Below are 15,154 nucleotides of genomic sequence, written 5' to 3'. Positions count from 1 at the left end.
GTCGTGTCGGCGGAGTTCGATTCACTGGTGGCGGAGTTCGAGCGTTTCCAGGAACAAGGCAGAAAAGCAGAGGCCCGCCTGGCGGCCTACGACGGCATGCGCGAGGAGATCGCCGCGGTCGAAGCCGTGGCCACCTCACCCGACCGGGGCGTCACGGTCACCGCGGGCCCGGGCGGCGCCATCCGGAACATCCAGTTCACCGAAGAAGCCCTCCGCCGAGGCCCACAAGCCCTCTCCGCCACGGTCATGGCCACCGTGCAAGCGGCCGTGGCCGAAGGCGCCCGCCGCCAGGCCGAGACCGTCCAGCGCTATGTGGGCGAGGACCTCAACATCCTGGACCAGGTCCTGGAAACCCAAGCCGAGGTGCTAGGCGTCCCCGTCGAGCAACTCCGCTCGGCCACCAGCCCCGCCCCCCGTCCCGCGGACCCGGACGAGGACTTCGCGGACCGCCAGTTCGCCAGGGACGAGGCGAACCCGTCCCGCCCGGCGCAGTCCCCGCCGCCTTCCTCGCTCAGCCCGGGGCAGGAGTTCCTGCGCAAGCTCTACGACGGGGAGGACCACTGATGTCCGGCAAGCTCAAGACCAACCTGACCGGCATCGACAACTGCGCGGGCAAGGTCAAGGGCCTGGCGGGCAAGGCCGACGGCCTCAAGGGCAAGCTGTCCGGCGCCGAGGTGCCCGAGCTGGCCTGGGGCCTGATCGGCCAGCCACTCGCGCTCCTCTACCGCCCGATGGTGGCCGACTTCCGGGACTTCCTGCGCAAGCTTGCCGAGGGCACCGGCAACGCCGGCGAGAAGCTCACCGAATGCGCGGCCGCCTATCGCGAGGCTGACGAGACGGCCCAGCAATCGGCCACGCAGCTCAAGGCGAAGCTGGAGGGACCGCGATGACCGCTCCTGGCTACTGGGAAGGCACCGTCGCGCCCAACTTGCCCGCGGGCATCGGCAGCGCGGTCAAGCTCGCGGACAAGTTCAACAAACTCGACTTCAGCAAGGACACCGCCACCGTCAGCCAGGACGTGCTCGCGGTGGCCGCGGACGCCAAGAGCTTCGTCACCTCCTGCGCCGGCACCGCCATCTCCGCGATGACCGACCCACTCGGCTGGCTGATCAACCAGGGACTCGGCTTTCTGATCAACATCTGCACGCCGCTGAAGGAAGCCCTCCAACTCGTTTCCGGCGACTCGGATGCCCTGACCAAGGCCGCCCAGGGCTTCAGCAACCTGGGCAAGGAGATCGTCGAGTTCGGCAAGGAGTTGAGCGCGACGCTGAAGGAGGACCTGAAGGACTGGACGGGCGCCGCCGCGGACGCTGCCAGGGGCCGGCTCGGGGATTTCCTCGACGGCGTGGCGGGCACCGCCGACAAGGCCGGCGACATCGCCGGATTGCTCCACATATCCAGCATGCTCGTGAAGGTCGCGGAGGAGTTCATCAGAGGCCTGCTGGCCGACCTGATCGAATGGTTGATCATTACCTGGCTGGTTGCCCTGGCCACCGCGAAGATCACCCTGGGCGGATCCACTGCCGTGGCCGGTGCGGTGACCACCTACAAGGTGGCCAGCACCACCGTGAAGACGACCCAGAAGGTCAGCCGCCTCACCAAGCTGCTCAACAAGATCAAGGAACTGATCGCCAAGCTCCAGCGCTGGCTCCGCGAGTCCAAGACTGGTCAGAAGTTCATGGACACCTCGACTGGTAAGGGCGGCAAGACCCTGGACAAGACCCAGACCTCGGCCCTGGACAAGGCCAAGAAAGGGCTGGAGGACAACAAGAACAAGGAGGCGAAGGATCAGCGCGAGCTCACCAGGGACGAATGGCGGGACACGTTGGAGCGGGTCAGCCCGTCCGCCTGGGAGCAAGTGAAGGCCGGTGGCGGGCAGAAGCTCAAGGATTCGCTCAAGGAGCAGGGCAAGAAGCTCATCGGAAGGGAGGACGTCAAGACCGGAAAGTGGGATGAGGCGGACGGAAAGTGGGAGGAGAAGCCGGACCCGGCGAAGGGGATCAGCAAGGCGGCCGGCTACGCCAAGGACATCAAGAAATCACTGGAAAGCGAGCAGGCCACCGGCCGGGACCAGGCCGATGACCAGACCCGGCGGGACCTCGACCTGTGAGCGACACACTGTACTTGCTGCTGGCCCTGGTGGTCGGTGGTTCTCCGGTGGTCGTCCCCTTGGGGTGGCTGGTCCTGCACGAGATCCGGGTGGGGGCTTTTCGCTCGTTCCAACTGGACTGGCTGGCGAAGAGACACGGTTGGAAGCACAAGATCTCGGAAAAGTACTGGGGTCGGGACCTGGAAACCGTTCGTTTCTCCGGCACGTACCGGGGATACCGGTTCCGGGTTGTGGAGAAGCGCGACTCCGACGGTGACGGCGGGGAGTCGTACCGCACCACGCTGAAGTTGTACGGCTTCGAGCACCTGCCGGCCTGCGGTATCGAGTACAAGCGGTTCCTGTTCCGGGTCCGGGTGTACGCCGACGATCCTCGGTTGCGTGCCGGGGAGGGATTGCGGTGGTGGATGCTTCGCCGTCCGGTCATCGGGGGCGATGTCCACGTCGGCGACGGCGTGCTGGAGACCACCTGGGGGTACCCGGTGCACGGGGGCGCGTTCCGCCGCAAGTTCGGCTTGCTGCTGGGAGTGGCCAAGCGACTGGAACAGGTGACGGGTGTCCGCCCGCCTGGTCGGTCGGCAGGGACGTGAGAGCGTGACCACCCCGGCAACCGGCCCCAACCCCGTACCGCCAACCGGATCAGCCCAGATCACCACCCAAACCCAGTGGTCCAGACCTATTGACGATGATGGTCTGGACCTCTTACCTTTCGGGCACCCTGCACCACTGTGACCGCGCGCACGCGCACACAGCCGCCTCCGCCGCCGCTGTCCCCTGGAGGTGAACCGTGATCAGGAAGGTGCCGCTTTTCGCCGCCCTGGTTGCCTTGCTGGCGAGTTTGATGTTCGTCGCGGTGCGGAGTCCGGAGTCGCGGGCCGAGGTGCCTGACACCGCGGCCAACGAGGACTGCCGTCCCGACGGGCTCTACCGCACGCCGAACGTGAACGTCCCCTACTGCCTGGCCTACGACGCCGAGGGCCGGGAGAAGATGGGCGCGGACCACCCGCGCCGGATCATCGGCTACTTCACCAGCTGGCGCACCGGCAAGAACGGCCAGCCCGCCTACCTGGCCAAGGACATCCCCTGGACCAAGGTCACCCACCTCAACTACGCCTTCGCGCACATCGGCGCGGACAACAAGGCATCGGTGGGCGCCAACGGTCCGAACAACCCCTCCACCGGCATGGAGTGGCCTGGCGTGGCCGGGGCGGAGCTGGATCCGTCGTTGCCGTACAAGGGGCACTTCAACCTGCTCAACAAGTATAAGAAGCAGTACCCCGACGTGAAGTCGCTGATCTCCATCGGGGGCTGGGCGGAGACCGGCGGGTTCATCGACGACAGCGGCAACCGCGTTGCCAGCGGCGGTTTCTACACCATGACCGACTCGCAGTCGACGATCAACACCTTCGCCGACTCGGTGGTGGACCTGGTGCGCCGCTACGGTTTCAACGGCGCGGACATCGACTACGAGTACGCGACCTCCATGCCGAACTCGGGCAACCCGCTCGACTTCTCCTTCTCCAACCCGCGCCGGGCCAAGCTGATGGCCGGGTACAACGCGCTGATGAAGACGCTGCGGGAGAAGCTGGACGCGGCCTCGGCCGCCGACGGCAAGTACTACCTGCTGACCGTGGCCGCGCCCTCCTCCGGCTACATGCTGCGCGGCATGGAGACCCACCAGGTGTTGCAGTACCTGGACTACGTCAACGTGATGTCCTACGACCTGCACGGCGCGTGGAACCACTTCGTCGGCCCGAACGCCGCGCTCTTCGACGACGGCAAGGACGCCGAGCTGGCCGCGGGCAACGTCTACAGCACCCCGCAGTACGGCGGGATCGGCTACCTCAACGGTGACTGGTCCTACCACTACTTCCGCGGCGCCATGCAGGCCGGGCGGATCAACCTCGGGGTGCCGTACTACACCCGCGGCTGGCGCGGGGTCAGCGGTGGCACCAACGGCTTGTGGGGCAAGGCCGCGTTGCCCGACCAGACCAAGTGCCCGGCAGGCACCGGGGGCTCGGTCGGGTCGACCACGCCGTGCGGCAACGGGGCGGTCGGGGTGGACAACCTCTGGCACGACCTGGACACCGCGGGCAAGGAGGTCCCGGCTGGCTCGAACCCCATGTGGCACGCCAAGAACCTCCAGGACGGCAAGCTCGGCAGTTACGCCGCGCAGTACGGCCTGAACCCGGCGGCCAACCCCGACCACGCGATCACCGGCGCCTACACCCGCCACTACGACAGCACCCTGGTCGCGCCCTGGCTGTGGAACGAGCAGAAGAAGGTGTTCCTGTCCACAGAGGACGAACAGTCCATCGCGGCCAAGGCGCAGTACGTGCTCGACCGCGGGCTGGGCGGCATCATGATCTGGGAGCTGGCCGGCGACTACGCCAAGGACACCGCCAAGAACGAGTACTTCATGGGGTCCACGCTGACCACCACGATGTACGACAAGTTCCGCACCGGCTCGGCCTACGGCAACCGCAAGGCCAAGCACACCACCCCGGCGGAAACCCTTGACGTGTCGGTGGAACTGGGCCAGTTCCCGGTCGGCGACGCGAACTACCCGATCAGCCCCAAGGCGAAGATCACCAACAACTCCACGGTGACCATCCCCGGCGGCGCGGACCTCCAGTTCGACTACGGCACCTCGGCCCCGGCCAACATGCAGCAGCAGTCCGGCTGGACGCTCGCGGTGACCCGCACCGACCACAGTGGACCGAACATCGGCGGCCTCAAGGGCGACCTGCACCGGATCTCGCTGAAGCTGCCCGGCTGGCAGAGCCTGGCGCCGGGGGCCAGCGCCGAGGTGGCGATCGTCTACTACCTGCCCATCGCCACCCCGTCCAACCTCACGCTGACCTTCGGCGGCAAGACCTACGGGCTCAAGCAGGACCACGCCCGCGGCGCCGGCGGCAGCACCCCCACGACCACCACAAGCAGCAGCACGACCGGCACCACCACGAGCACGACGACCAGCACCACGACCACGACCACCACTCCGCCCCCGGCCTGTTCGGTGGCGGCCTGGAACCGGGACGCGACCTACACCCAGGGCAACGAGGTCTCGCACAAGGGCAAGAAGTGGCGGGCCAAGTGGTGGACCAAGGGCGAGGAGCCAGGGGCCACCGGCGAATGGGGGGTGTGGCAGGACCTCGGCGCCTGCTGAGGCGGCCGAGTGGGTGGGACGGCCGGAACTCGCACTCCGGCCGCCCCACCCCGGGTTAGATTCGCCTGGTGACTTTCGGGTTGGAGCTGGCGGGGGACAACGCCACCTGGTTCTTCGAGACGGGCAGCATCCGCATCGTCTACCGCGGCGGCCTGCGCGCCAGCGGACTGCTCAAGAAGCTGGGCGAGCGGACCGTGCCGGACACCGCGATCGCCGGGGTGCGGCTGAGCGACGACCGCAGGAGCGCCACCCTGCGCCTGCTGCTGCGACCGGGCGCCTGCCCCTTCCTGGAGGCCGCGGGTGGCCAGCTCCCCGACCGCGGCGATCCCTACCGACTGGTGGTGCCTGCCAACAACCGCGCCCTGGCCGAGCACTACGCCGGGGATATCCGCGGCCGGGTCTCGCTCAACCCGGACGCCGACCGCCCGGCCCCGGAGTTCCTGCTCACCGCCCCCGCGCCGCCCTGCCGCCTGGTCGGCTACGACAGCGTGGTCGGCTTCGACGGCCGCACCGTTCTGTTCGAGCCGGTCCGGGACGAGGCGCACCCGGAGAAGCGGGCCGCCGGAGCACGGACCGTGCCGATCGAGCGGGTGCTCGGCCTGGACTGGGCCACCCCGGCCAGCGGCGGCGGTCACCTGCGGCTGCGCACCGCCGACGCGCCGCACACCACGCTCAGCCCCAAGATCGACCCGCACACGGTCACCTTCGGCTTCGGCGCGGGCGTCACCGCTGAGTCGCTGCCCTTCGCCGCCGCGCTGCTGGTGGCCATCCAGCGCGGCCAGGCCGACGCCCCGGCGCTGCCGAGCACGCTGGCCGCCACCACTGACGAGGTGGTCGCCGCGATCCGCAAGCTCGGCGAGCTGCGCGAGGCCGGCCTGCTCACCGAGGCGGAGTTCGCCGCGAAGAAGACCGAGCTGCTCGGCCGCCTGTAGCAGCACCAGCAGCCGTTCGGCGGAAAACCGGCCAGAGCCATTGCCCGCGCGGGCCGTCCCGGGCCAGGTTCAGCGCATGCCACGACCACGCCTGCTCGCCGTCCTGTGCGCCACCGCGCTGCTCGGTGGGCTCGTCACCGGCAGTGCCGCCGCCGGCGACGACCCGAGCACCCTCTCGCTGACCGCGGACCTGGACCAGATCCTGGCCGACCCCCGCCTGGCCGGGGCGGGCACCGGCGTGGTCGTCCGCACTGTGCCGATGCTCGACCCTGCAAGCAGGTCTTCGGTAGACACCGGCAAGGTGCTCTACCGCAGGGGCGGCGCGGACCGGCTGCTGCCGGCCTCCAACGCCAAGCTGCTCACCTCCGCCGCCGCGCTGGAGGTGCTCGGCCCGGACCACCGCTTCACCACCAGCGTGCTGGCCGACAGCTCGTTGCGCGGCAAGGTCCTCCACGGCGACCTCTACCTGCGCGGCACCGGCGACCCGACCACCCTGGCCGCCGACTACGACGCGCTGGCGCAGCGGGTCGCCGACACCGGCCTCCAGGTGGTCACCGGGCGGGTGGTGGCCGACGACTCCGCCTTCGACCCGGTCCGGCTCGGTCCGAGCTGGGCCTGGGACGACGAGCCGTTCTACTACTCCGCGCAGGTCGGCGCGCTGTCGGTGGCCCCGGACACCGACTACGACGCGGGCACCGTGATCGTCAGGGTCCACCCGGCCGCGGCCGGTCAGCGGCCTGCCGTGGAGCTGACCCCGCCGACCTCGGTGATCACCATCGACAACCGGGCCACCACCGGCGCGCCCGGTTCGGCGAGCACCATCGCGGTGGAGCGGCAGCACGGCACCAACACCGTGCTGGTCACCGGATCCGCGCCCGCCAACGGATCCGCGAGCGCGCATTTCTCCACTGTGGACGATCCGGCCCGCTACGCCGCCGACGTCTTCCAGGCCGCGCTGCTGCGCCGTGGCGTCCGGGTGCTGGATGCCAAGCCGGGCACCGGCGTCACCCCGCCGCACTTCGCCGAGCTGGCCGCGCACCGCTCGATGCCGCTGGCGGAGCTGCTGGTGCCGTTCATGAAGCTGTCCAACAACGGCCACGCCGAGATCCTGGTCAAGGCCATGGGCAAGGCCGTGCACGGCAAGGGCACCTGGGCCGACGGCATCCGCGCGATGGCCCCGAAACTGGCCGCGCTTGGCGTGCCCGCCGCCGCGCACCGCCTGGTCGACGGCTCCGGACTGTCCAGAATGGACATGGTCACCGCGGACCAGCTCACCGCGCTGCTGGCCGCCGCCCGCACCCGCCCCTGGTACCCGGTCTGGCACCACTCGCTGCCGGTGGCGGGCAAGGCCGACCGCCTGGTCGGCGGCACCCTGCGCAACCGGCTGCGCGGCACCCCGGCCGAGGGCAAGGTGCGGGCCAAGACCGGGTCGCTGACCGGGGTGAGCGCGCTGTCCGGCTACGTCGCCGGCCGCGACGGCCGGGACCTGGTGTTCGCGGTGGTCACCAACAACACGCTCAGCGGCACCAAGGACCTGGAGGACCGGATCGCGGTGCGCCTGGCCGCCCACCCCGGCCCCGCCGCCCGCGCCGCGATCCCGGAGTCCCCGGCCGAGGCGGACCCGTGGACCGAATGCTCCTGGCGCAAAGCCTGCTGAGCGCGGCAAAGAGGTCCACACTCGGAGGCATGGCCATCCCGCGCGACTACGACGACAACCCGGACCGCTACCGGCGCGGCATGACCGCCTCGCCGGGCGCGCCGGACCTGTACGCGGTGCTCGCCGCCGAGCTGCCCGAGGGTGGCGCGGTGCTGGACGTGGGCTGCGCCGAGGGCGTGCTCAGCCGCGCGGTGACCGCCGGTGGCCCCCGGCCGCGGCTGCTCGTCGGCCTGGACCGCTCGGCCACCATGCTGCGCGCCCACCCCGGCCCCGCCGTGCGCGCCTGCGCGACCGCGCTGCCCTTCGCCGACGGCGCCTTCGACGTGGTGGTGGCCGCCAACTCCTTCTGCCACCTGGCTGATCCGCGCCCCGCGCTGCGCGAGGCCCGCCGGGTGCTGGCCGAGGGCGGCCTGTTCCTGGCCGCCACCATCGCGCACAGCGACTCACCGGAGCTGGCCCCGGTCTGGCGGGCCCCGCGCACCGCCTTCGACGCCGAGGACGCGCCCGGCCTGGTGCGCACGGTGTTCGACCGGGTCGAGGTGCGGACGTGGGACGCGCCCATGGTCCACCTGCCCGACCCGCCGGCCGTGCGGGACTACCTGGTGGCCAGGCTGATGCCCCCGGCCGAGGCCGAGATCAGCGCGCGCTGGGTCGAGGTCCCGATGACCGTCACCAAACGGGGCGCGCTGATCCTGGCCCGTTAGCCGGACTCCTCGTCCATCAGCTTCTCCCGCAGCGTGGCCAGCGTGCGGCCGAGCAGCCGGGAGACGTGCATCTGCGAGATGCCGACCCGGTCCGCGATCTGGGTCTGCGTCATGTTGCCGAAGAACCGCAGCACCACGATGGTCCGCTCCCGCTCCGGCAGCTGGGCCAGCAGCGGTTGCAGCGACTCGCGGTACTCCACCTCGGCCAGCCCGGAGTCCTCCTCGCCGAGCGCGTCGCCCAGGGAGACCGAGTCGTCATCGGCGATGAGCAGGTCGTCCAGGGAGGCGCTGCGGTAGGCGTTGGTGGCCTCCAGACCCTCGTAGACCTCCTCGCGGGTGAGCTGGAGGTGGGTGGCGATCTCGCTGGGCGTCGGCGCGCGACCGAGCCGCTGGGACAGCTCGCTGGTGGCCGCGCTGATCGACAGGTGCAGCTCCTTGAGCCGCCTGGGCACCCGGACCGCCCAGCTGGCGTCCCGGAAGTGCCTGCGCACCTCGCCCATCACGGTGGGCACCGCGAAGGACAGGAAGTCCACCCCGCGCTCCGGGTCGAACCGGTCCACCGCGTTGATCAGGCCGAGCGTGGCGACCTGGATCAGGTCCTCCTGCGGCTCGCCGCGCTGGCTGAACCGGCGCGCGATGTGCTTGGCCACCGGCAGGTGCCCGGTGACCAGCGCGTCGCGCAGCTGGGACCGGCGAGGGTCATCCGCTGCCAGCGCGGCGAACTCGCTGAACAGCGGCTTCAGGTGGTCGTATCGGCCGGAGTCGCCGGACTGCGGCTCGGCCGTGTGGTCGGCCTGGGTCACCCGCCCACCACCGAGTTGCTCCTCTTCGCCAGCTCGATGCGGACCAGGTGGAAACCGTCCTGCGCCGGTTCCACGGTGGCCTGCACCGAGTCGGTGAGGGTGGTGAGCACCTGCCAGCCGAAGGAGTCCTTGCGGGGCAGCGCGTCGCCGGCCGACAGCACGCCCGCGCGCACCGTGATCTCCCCGGCGGCCGGCCGGAACTCACAGCTGAGCACCACTCCCGGCGCGGCCAGCCGGACCAGGGTCGAGCACACCTCGTCCACGGCCAGCTTGAGGTCGGCGATCGCGTCCAGGTCGAAGTCCTCGCGCATGGCGAGGTCCGCGGCGACCGCGCGCACCGAGGAGATCTGCAGTGCGGTGGCGGCGATGCGCACCTCCACCGGGGGAATGGCCGGTTCGGAAGTCGAATCGGGCTGCGACACGGTCACCTCGACATCTCGGAAATTGCGGTGTGCTTGCGCGATCACGCTACGACACCTGGACATCATCACCTCAGCTGGCCGGACAAGGATGGACATACCCCGGCGATTCGGGGGCCAACCCTCAGACGACGGGGCGCCCGGCCACCCGGTTTAGCGCTTCGGCGGTTCGGAGAACCCCCAGGGAGGAGGTGCTCTGATGAGGATCGCGATGGTGTCCGACCCGACCGTCTCCGACCAGGACCCACAGGTGACCAGACTGGCCGCCGGGCTGACCGGCGCGGGCCACCGGGTGACCGTGTACACCCGGTCGGACCGGGAGTCGCTGCCCATGGGGGAGTTCACCGAATTCCTCGCCCGGCGGTTCCGGCAGCGGCCGCCGGACCTGGTGCACGCGCACTGCTGGACGGCCGGACTGGCCGCGCTGATGGCCGCGGCCGACGCGGGCGCCCCGCTGGTGCAGACCTACCACGGCCTCGGCGCCGGGCAGAGCGACCGGCACACGATCGAACGGATGCTGGGCCGCAAAGCCCGGCTGGTGCTGGCCGGGGACAACGACGAACGGGACCGCCTGGTGCGCATGGGCGTGCCGCGCGGCCGGATCTGCGTGGTGCCCTGCGGCATCGACCTGAACCGCTTCCACCCCGAGGGCGAGGTGGCCACCCGGGGAGCCCGGCACCGGCTGCTGGGCCTGGGCCCGGTGGTGCCCGGCCACGGTTTCGACCGGATCATCGAGGTGCTGCCCGCGGTGCCGGACACCGAGCTGGTGCTGGCCACCCCCAACAGCAGGTCCACAGTGGACGGTGACGAGCTGCGCCGGATCAAGCAGCTGGCCCAGGCCAGGGGTGTGGCCGACCGGGTGCACCTGCTCGGCATGGTCACCGCCCGCGCGCTGCCGCCGCTGCTGCGCTCGGCGGACGCGCTGATGTGCTTGCCCCGCAAGGGTTCCTGCGGAACGATGCCGCTGGCCGCGATGGCCTGCGGCACCGCGGTGATCGCCACCGGCGAGGGCGAGCTGGCCGACACCGTGGTGCACGGCGTGACCGGGCTGCACGTGCGCCCGGAAGACCCGCGCGGACTGGCCAAGGCGCTGCGCGGTTTCCTGGCCGACCCGGCGATGATCGAGTCCTGCGGGGTGGCCGGACGGGACCGGGTCAGCGCCCGCTACTCCTGGGACCGGGTGGTCGCCGACACCGACCGGGTCTACGAGCGGGTGCTGGCCGACGAGGCCGTCCCGGCCCAGCGGCGCGGCCGCTGATCAGGCCAGCGCGCCGTCGAGGGTCTGGTGGATGTCGAAGACCTCGCCGAGGCCGGTGGCGTGCAGCGGGCGGGTCACCGCGTGGGTGGCGCAGACCAGGCGCAGCTCGGCGTCCTGCCGCTGCACCACCTGGCGGGCCTCCACCAGCGCGGCCAGCCCGCTGGAGCCGAGGAAGCTGACCCCGGTGAGGTCCACCACCAGCCTGCGGCAGCTCTCGTCCACCTCGGCGCCGAGGAGCTCCTGGAAGGCCGGGGTGGAGGACATGTCCAGCTCGCCGACCACGGTGATCACCACGATGCCGCCCGGCCGGTGCGAGGCGGTGGTGTCGGCCACCTCTTCCCCTGGCAGGTCGATGGGGTGAGCCTGCTGGATGTGCTCGGTCACGGCGCCTCCTCCTGCCCTACTCGCGTGAATCTCTGCGTCGAGCCGCATCGGCAAGGCGTTGTAGTGCGGAACCCGGCGACCGGGCTGGGCCCGCGCGCCGACACGGCCATTCGGCCGTAACCACCCCCACCGTAGAGACGCGCCCGGCCCCAGACAACCACCCGACGGTGGTGACCCTGCGTGTCTGGGCCGTGAACCCCACGCTGACCTGCGGAGGGCGCCGTGGGCGCGGATTTCGCGAGTCACGTCACCCTCCGCGATCAGCCGGGGATCAGGTGGCCGCGCCGGAGGTGACCGGGGCCAGCCTGCCGGTCTGCTGGTCCACCAGGTACACGCGCGGGCCCGCGATGTCGAAGAACATGCCGACGAGGTTCAGCCGCCCGGCCAGCACCGCCTCCCTGACCACCGGGAAGGTCATCAGGTTGTCCAGCTGCTGCACCACGTTGGCCACGCTGAGCCGGTCGTGCGCGGCCAGCCCGGTGTCCTCCTCGACGGCGTGGAAGCGGATCAGGCTGGGCTGGATGTGCCGCAGCCACTCCGCCAGCCGGGAACCGGTGCGCACCGCGCCGGAGAGGCCGGCCTTCATCGCGCCGCAGTCGGAGTGCCCGCAGACCACGATGGCCGCCACCTTCAGCACGTCCACCGCGTACTCCACCGTGGCGCCCACCGAGGCGTCCGCCGGTCCCTCGTCGTGCCGGGGCACCAGGTTGCCGATGTTGCGCAGGGTGAACAGGTCACCCGGTCCGCTGGTGGTGATCAGGTTGGGCACCACCCTGGAGTCCGCGCAGGTCACGAAGAGTTGCCGGGGGCTCTGCCCGTTGGCCAGCTCGGCGAAGAACGGCCGGGCCAGCGGCGCGCAGCTGCGCTCGAACTCGTGCACGCCCAGCAGCATCGAGTCATCCAGCGCGCCGGCCTCCGCGCGCGGCCGGGGGATCAGCGCGGCGGCGGCCGAGTCGCCGTCCCGGTGCTGCCACACCGACCAGGGCGCGAACCAGCGCAGCAGCGGGCCGGGCAGCGAGCGGCGCTGTTCGGCGCGGCTGTGCCGGTCGCGGTGGAACCAGGTGTCGCCGTGGTCCTCGCTGACGGTCACCGCGCCGCCGAGCCGCTCGTGCGTGCGGCACCAGCCGTGGATGGCCTCGTAGGCGGCGTGGTCCAGGTAGTCCACGTGCAGGTTGAGCAGCACCTTCGTCCGTTCCGGCACCCGGTGCAGCTCGCCGGTCAGCCGGGCCACGCCGAGGAAGACCAGCGAGCCGCGCACGCTCACCGACCAGGTGTCCTCACCCTCGGCGGGCGGGTTCACCCGGATCGTGGCGTGGGTCAGCCGGTAGAGGGACAGCGCGAGGGCCAGCAGGATGCCCAGGGTTACGCCCTGGACCAGGTCCAGGAAGACCACCCCGGCGAAGGTGACCGCGTACACCGGGAACTCGCGGTGCCGCCACAGCTCGCGCATGTGGCTCAGCCGGACCAGTTGCACCCCGGAGACCACCAGCACCGCGGCCAGCGCGGCCAGCGGGATGCGCTCCAGCAGACCGGCCAGGAGCAGCACGAAGGCGGCCACCCACAGCCCGTGCAGGATGGTCGAGGCGCGGCTGCGGGCCCCGGCGGCGACGTTGGTGGAGGAGCGCACGATGCCACCGGCGATGGGCAGTCCGCCGAGCGCGCCGGAGGCCATGTTGGCCACGCCCTGGGCGACCAGCTCGCGGTCCAGGTCGGCGCGCGGGCCGGTGTGCAGCCGGTCCACCGCGACCGCGGACAGCAGCGACTCCACGCTGGCCACCGCGGCGACCAGCAGCACGGACAGCGCGATCCCGCTGGGCGTGCCCTCGGGCAGCACGGGCAGGGTGAAGGCGGCCAGCGGCTGCTCGGGCAGGTCCACCCTGGGCAGATCGAGGCGGAAGATCCAGGCCACCGCGGTGGCCAGCGCGACCGCGACCAGCGCCGCGGGCACCAGGCGCACCTTGGGCAGGCGCGGCCACAGCAGCAGCACGGCGATGGCGATCAGGCCGATCAGGAAGGCCGCGTCGTGGTGCGCGGCGAGCTGGGCTGGCAGGTCGCGCAGGTTGGCCAGCACCGAGGTCTGCGGCTGCCCGCCGAGCACCACGTGCAGCTGGCTGATCGCGATGACCACGCCGATCCCGGCGAGCAGGCCGTGCACCACGGCGGGGGAGAGGGACAGCGCGGCCCGGCCGATCCTGGACAGGCCCAGCAGCAGTTGCAGCAGCCCGGCCGCGACGGTGATCCCGGCGGTGGCGGCGAACCCGTACTGCTGCACCAGCCCGGCGACGATGACGGTCAGTCCGGTGGCGGCCCCGCTGATCTGGAGCGGGGACCCGCTGAGCGACCCGGCGACCACACCGCCGACGACGGCGGCGATCAGGCCTGCCATCAGCGGGGCGCCGGAGGCCGCGGCGATGCCGAGGGAGAGCGGAACGGCGGTGAGCAACACGACCAGGGACGCGGGCAGGTCGTGGCGGAGCAGGCTGAGCAGTCGGTTTCCGCTGTTCACACCGGGCGGGGAGTGCACGGGTGGCCGGCTGGAGGTGGTGTGCTCGCTGCTGCGGTGCCGGGGACGGGGTGCGCTGATCATGGCGCGGTGAACCTCCGATGGATGTGCGGTCTCGCGTGTCACCGAGGGCGGCGGCACGCGCGTCAGCCCCGGGCACGGCGGCCCGGCGGTGAAGGGGAGACGGGACGGCGGGCGCGTCAGCGCGCACGCGCGGGGAACATCAGCGGCGGGTTCGCCAAGGCCGGGCAGGCGCGGATAACGGCTCGGCGCACCGAGTCCCTGTCATGCGCGACCTCCGACTGCTGATGACCACCACGGCGAACTCGTGGCACTTTTCCGCCGCTGTGGTCATCGTCACATGCCTAGTGATCTTCTTGTAGACCCGTCAACCAGTCGGGCAGCCAAGTTCACACCCCTCGGGGACAACCCCCGAACCCCTGGTCACAACCCCTAGACGAAAGTCAGGGACCCGATAACCGGAAGTCCGGGACGCCGAACTGTCCGTTTCTGAAAGACTTGCCGGTCAGTCACACCACCCGAGGGGGACACGTAGTCATGGGGTTCATCACCGAGGCGCTGGAGTCGATCGCCGGCCTGCCCAAGCCCGCCGTGCTCATCGCGACCGGCCTGCTGACCTTCGGCGAGTGCGCCATCGGCCTGGGCTTCATCGTCCCCGGCGACACCGGCCTGCTGGTCGCCGCGACCACGGTCAAGACGGTCCCGTTCTTCCTGACCATGTGGGTGGTCATGACCATCTGCGCCGCCGCCGGCGACTCGGTCGGCTACCTGCTCGGCCGCAAGTTCGGCGTCAAGCTCAGAAACACCAAGCTGGTGGCCAAGATGGGCGCCGAGAACTGGGACAAGGCAACAGACCTCATCCGCCGCCGCGGCGCCTGGGCCGTCTTCTTCGCCCGCTTCCTCCCCGTCGTCAGGACCCTGACCCCAGCCGCCGCGGGCACCTCAGGCCTGGCCTACCGCAAGTTCCTCCCCGCCAGCATCATCGGCGCCACCCTGTGGTCCCTGCTGCACATCGGCATCGGCGCTGGCCTGGGCGAAGCGGCCAAGCGCGTCGAGGGCGTACTGGGCACCGCCAGCTGGGTCCTGCTGGCCGTCCTCGCCGTCGTGGTCACCATCGTGGTCCTCCGCAAACGCGCCAAGTCCAAGGCCGAGGCCGCCGCGAAGGCAGAACCCCAGCTGGAAACCGCGAGCTGACCC

The 15,154-nt window shown here is 71.0% G+C and carries 14 protein-coding genes; 10 read left to right on the top strand and 4 right to left on the bottom strand.

The annotated features are described in order from the left end of the window. Positions 1-3 precede the first annotated feature (3 nt). The 8 genes from M8C13_RS36765 (at position 4) to M8C13_RS36730 (ending at position 8,569) form a co-directional block, all read left to right on the top strand. A complete protein-coding gene (locus M8C13_RS36765) occupies positions 4-564 on the top strand; it encodes a YbaB/EbfC family nucleoid-associated protein (protein ID WP_252485410.1) in 561 nt (186 codons plus the stop codon). Then, entirely contained in the window at positions 564-890 is a 327-nt protein-coding gene (locus M8C13_RS36760) for a hypothetical protein (protein ID WP_252485409.1), read from the top strand. Before M8C13_RS36765 ends, M8C13_RS36760 begins: the two co-directional genes overlap by 1 nt. After that, the gene (locus tag M8C13_RS36755) at positions 887-2,110 is read left to right on the top strand and encodes a hypothetical protein (protein ID WP_252485408.1); all 1,224 of its coding nucleotides are present in this window, start codon (positions 887-889) and stop codon (positions 2,108-2,110) included. The genes M8C13_RS36760 and M8C13_RS36755 overlap by 4 nt, the downstream gene beginning before the upstream one ends. 14 nt (positions 2,111-2,124) lie before the next feature. Next, positions 2,125-2,697 carry a hypothetical protein gene (locus tag M8C13_RS36750; RefSeq protein ID WP_252485407.1) on the top strand — a complete coding sequence of 191 codons (573 nt, stop codon included), beginning with the start codon at positions 2,125-2,127 and terminating at the stop codon, positions 2,695-2,697. A gap of 251 nt (positions 2,698-2,948) precedes the next feature. Next, complete coding sequence (locus tag M8C13_RS36745) at positions 2,949-5,276, top strand: chitinase C-terminal domain-containing protein (RefSeq protein WP_252485453.1); 2,328 nt, start codon at positions 2,949-2,951, stop codon at positions 5,274-5,276. Between the two features lie 68 nt (positions 5,277-5,344). Further along, complete coding sequence (locus M8C13_RS36740) at positions 5,345-6,208, top strand: DUF4429 domain-containing protein (RefSeq protein ID WP_252485406.1); 864 nt, start codon at positions 5,345-5,347, stop codon at positions 6,206-6,208. A gap of 76 nt (positions 6,209-6,284) precedes the next feature. Continuing rightward, positions 6,285-7,865, top strand: a complete 1,581-nt coding sequence (gene dacB / locus M8C13_RS36735; RefSeq protein ID WP_252485405.1) for a D-alanyl-D-alanine carboxypeptidase/D-alanyl-D-alanine-endopeptidase — start codon at positions 6,285-6,287, stop codon at positions 7,863-7,865. Between the two features lie 29 nt (positions 7,866-7,894). Next, positions 7,895-8,569, top strand: a complete 675-nt coding sequence (locus M8C13_RS36730) for a class I SAM-dependent methyltransferase (RefSeq protein ID WP_252485404.1) — start codon at positions 7,895-7,897, stop codon at positions 8,567-8,569. Here M8C13_RS36730 and M8C13_RS36725 read toward each other — a convergent pair. Together M8C13_RS36725 and M8C13_RS36720 are read right to left on the bottom strand one after the other, a co-directional pair. Continuing rightward, a complete protein-coding gene (locus M8C13_RS36725; RefSeq protein WP_308202893.1) occupies positions 8,566-9,372 on the bottom strand; it encodes a SigB/SigF/SigG family RNA polymerase sigma factor in 807 nt (268 codons plus the stop codon). The two genes, M8C13_RS36730 and M8C13_RS36725, sit on opposite strands and share 4 nt — an antisense overlap. Continuing rightward, positions 9,369-9,800 carry an ATP-binding protein gene (locus M8C13_RS36720; protein ID WP_252485403.1) on the bottom strand — a complete coding sequence of 144 codons (432 nt, stop codon included), beginning with the start codon at positions 9,798-9,800 and terminating at the stop codon, positions 9,369-9,371. Before M8C13_RS36720 ends, M8C13_RS36725 begins: the two co-directional genes overlap by 4 nt. A 190-nt stretch (positions 9,801-9,990) precedes the next feature. On the opposite strand from M8C13_RS36720, the gene M8C13_RS36715 reads away from it, so the two are divergent. Further along, positions 9,991-11,049: a glycosyltransferase gene (locus M8C13_RS36715; RefSeq protein WP_252485402.1), complete on the top strand. Its 1,059-nt coding sequence runs from the start codon at positions 9,991-9,993 to the stop codon at positions 11,047-11,049. Here the strand turns inward: M8C13_RS36715 and M8C13_RS36710 are convergent, their stop codons facing one another. Both M8C13_RS36710 and M8C13_RS36705 read right to left on the bottom strand, forming a co-directional pair. Next, positions 11,050-11,433: an STAS domain-containing protein gene (locus M8C13_RS36710; protein ID WP_252485401.1), complete on the bottom strand. Its 384-nt coding sequence runs from the start codon at positions 11,431-11,433 to the stop codon at positions 11,050-11,052. It abuts the gene before it with no gap. Between the two features lie 271 nt (positions 11,434-11,704). Next, positions 11,705-14,020, bottom strand: coding sequence for a SulP family inorganic anion transporter (locus M8C13_RS36705; RefSeq protein WP_252485400.1), 2,316 nt, complete (start codon positions 14,018-14,020; stop codon positions 11,705-11,707). Positions 14,021-14,494: 474 nt separating this feature from the next. Here M8C13_RS36705 and M8C13_RS36700 point away from each other — a divergent pair, with 474 nt between their 5' ends. Then, the gene (locus tag M8C13_RS36700) at positions 14,495-15,151 is read left to right on the top strand and encodes a DedA family protein (protein ID WP_252485399.1); all 657 of its coding nucleotides are present in this window, start codon (positions 14,495-14,497) and stop codon (positions 15,149-15,151) included. Positions 15,152-15,154 lie beyond the last annotated feature (3 nt).

Source organism: Crossiella sp. SN42 (genome assembly GCF_023897065.1).
In the GTDB taxonomy this organism is placed as follows: Bacteria; Actinomycetota; Actinomycetes; order Mycobacteriales; family Pseudonocardiaceae; genus Crossiella.
The sequence above is the reverse complement of the archived record's forward strand: the minus strand, read 5'-3'. Positions and strand labels throughout refer to the sequence as shown.

Bases quoted from the DNA above. Each gene is read 5' to 3' on its own strand.
- M8C13_RS36760 (WP_252485409.1), top strand. From the start codon at position 564: ATGTCCGGCAAGCTCAAGACCAACCTGACCGGCATCGACAACTGCGCG.
- M8C13_RS36755 (WP_252485408.1), top strand. From the start codon at position 887: ATGACCGCTCCTGGCTACTGGGAAGGCACCGTCGCGCCCAACTTGCCC.
- M8C13_RS36745 (WP_252485453.1), top strand. From the start codon at position 2,949: ATGTTCGTCGCGGTGCGGAGTCCGGAGTCGCGGGCCGAGGTGCCTGAC.
- dacB (WP_252485405.1), top strand. From the start codon at position 6,285: ATGCCACGACCACGCCTGCTCGCCGTCCTGTGCGCCACCGCGCTGCTC.
- M8C13_RS36730 (WP_252485404.1), top strand. From the start codon at position 7,895: ATGGCCATCCCGCGCGACTACGACGACAACCCGGACCGCTACCGGCGC.
- M8C13_RS36715 (WP_252485402.1), top strand. From the start codon at position 9,991: ATGAGGATCGCGATGGTGTCCGACCCGACCGTCTCCGACCAGGACCCA.
- M8C13_RS36705 (WP_252485400.1), bottom strand. From the start codon at position 14,020: ATGATCAGCGCACCCCGTCCCCGGCACCGCAGCAGCGAGCACACCACC.
- M8C13_RS36700 (WP_252485399.1), top strand. From the start codon at position 14,495: ATGGGGTTCATCACCGAGGCGCTGGAGTCGATCGCCGGCCTGCCCAAG.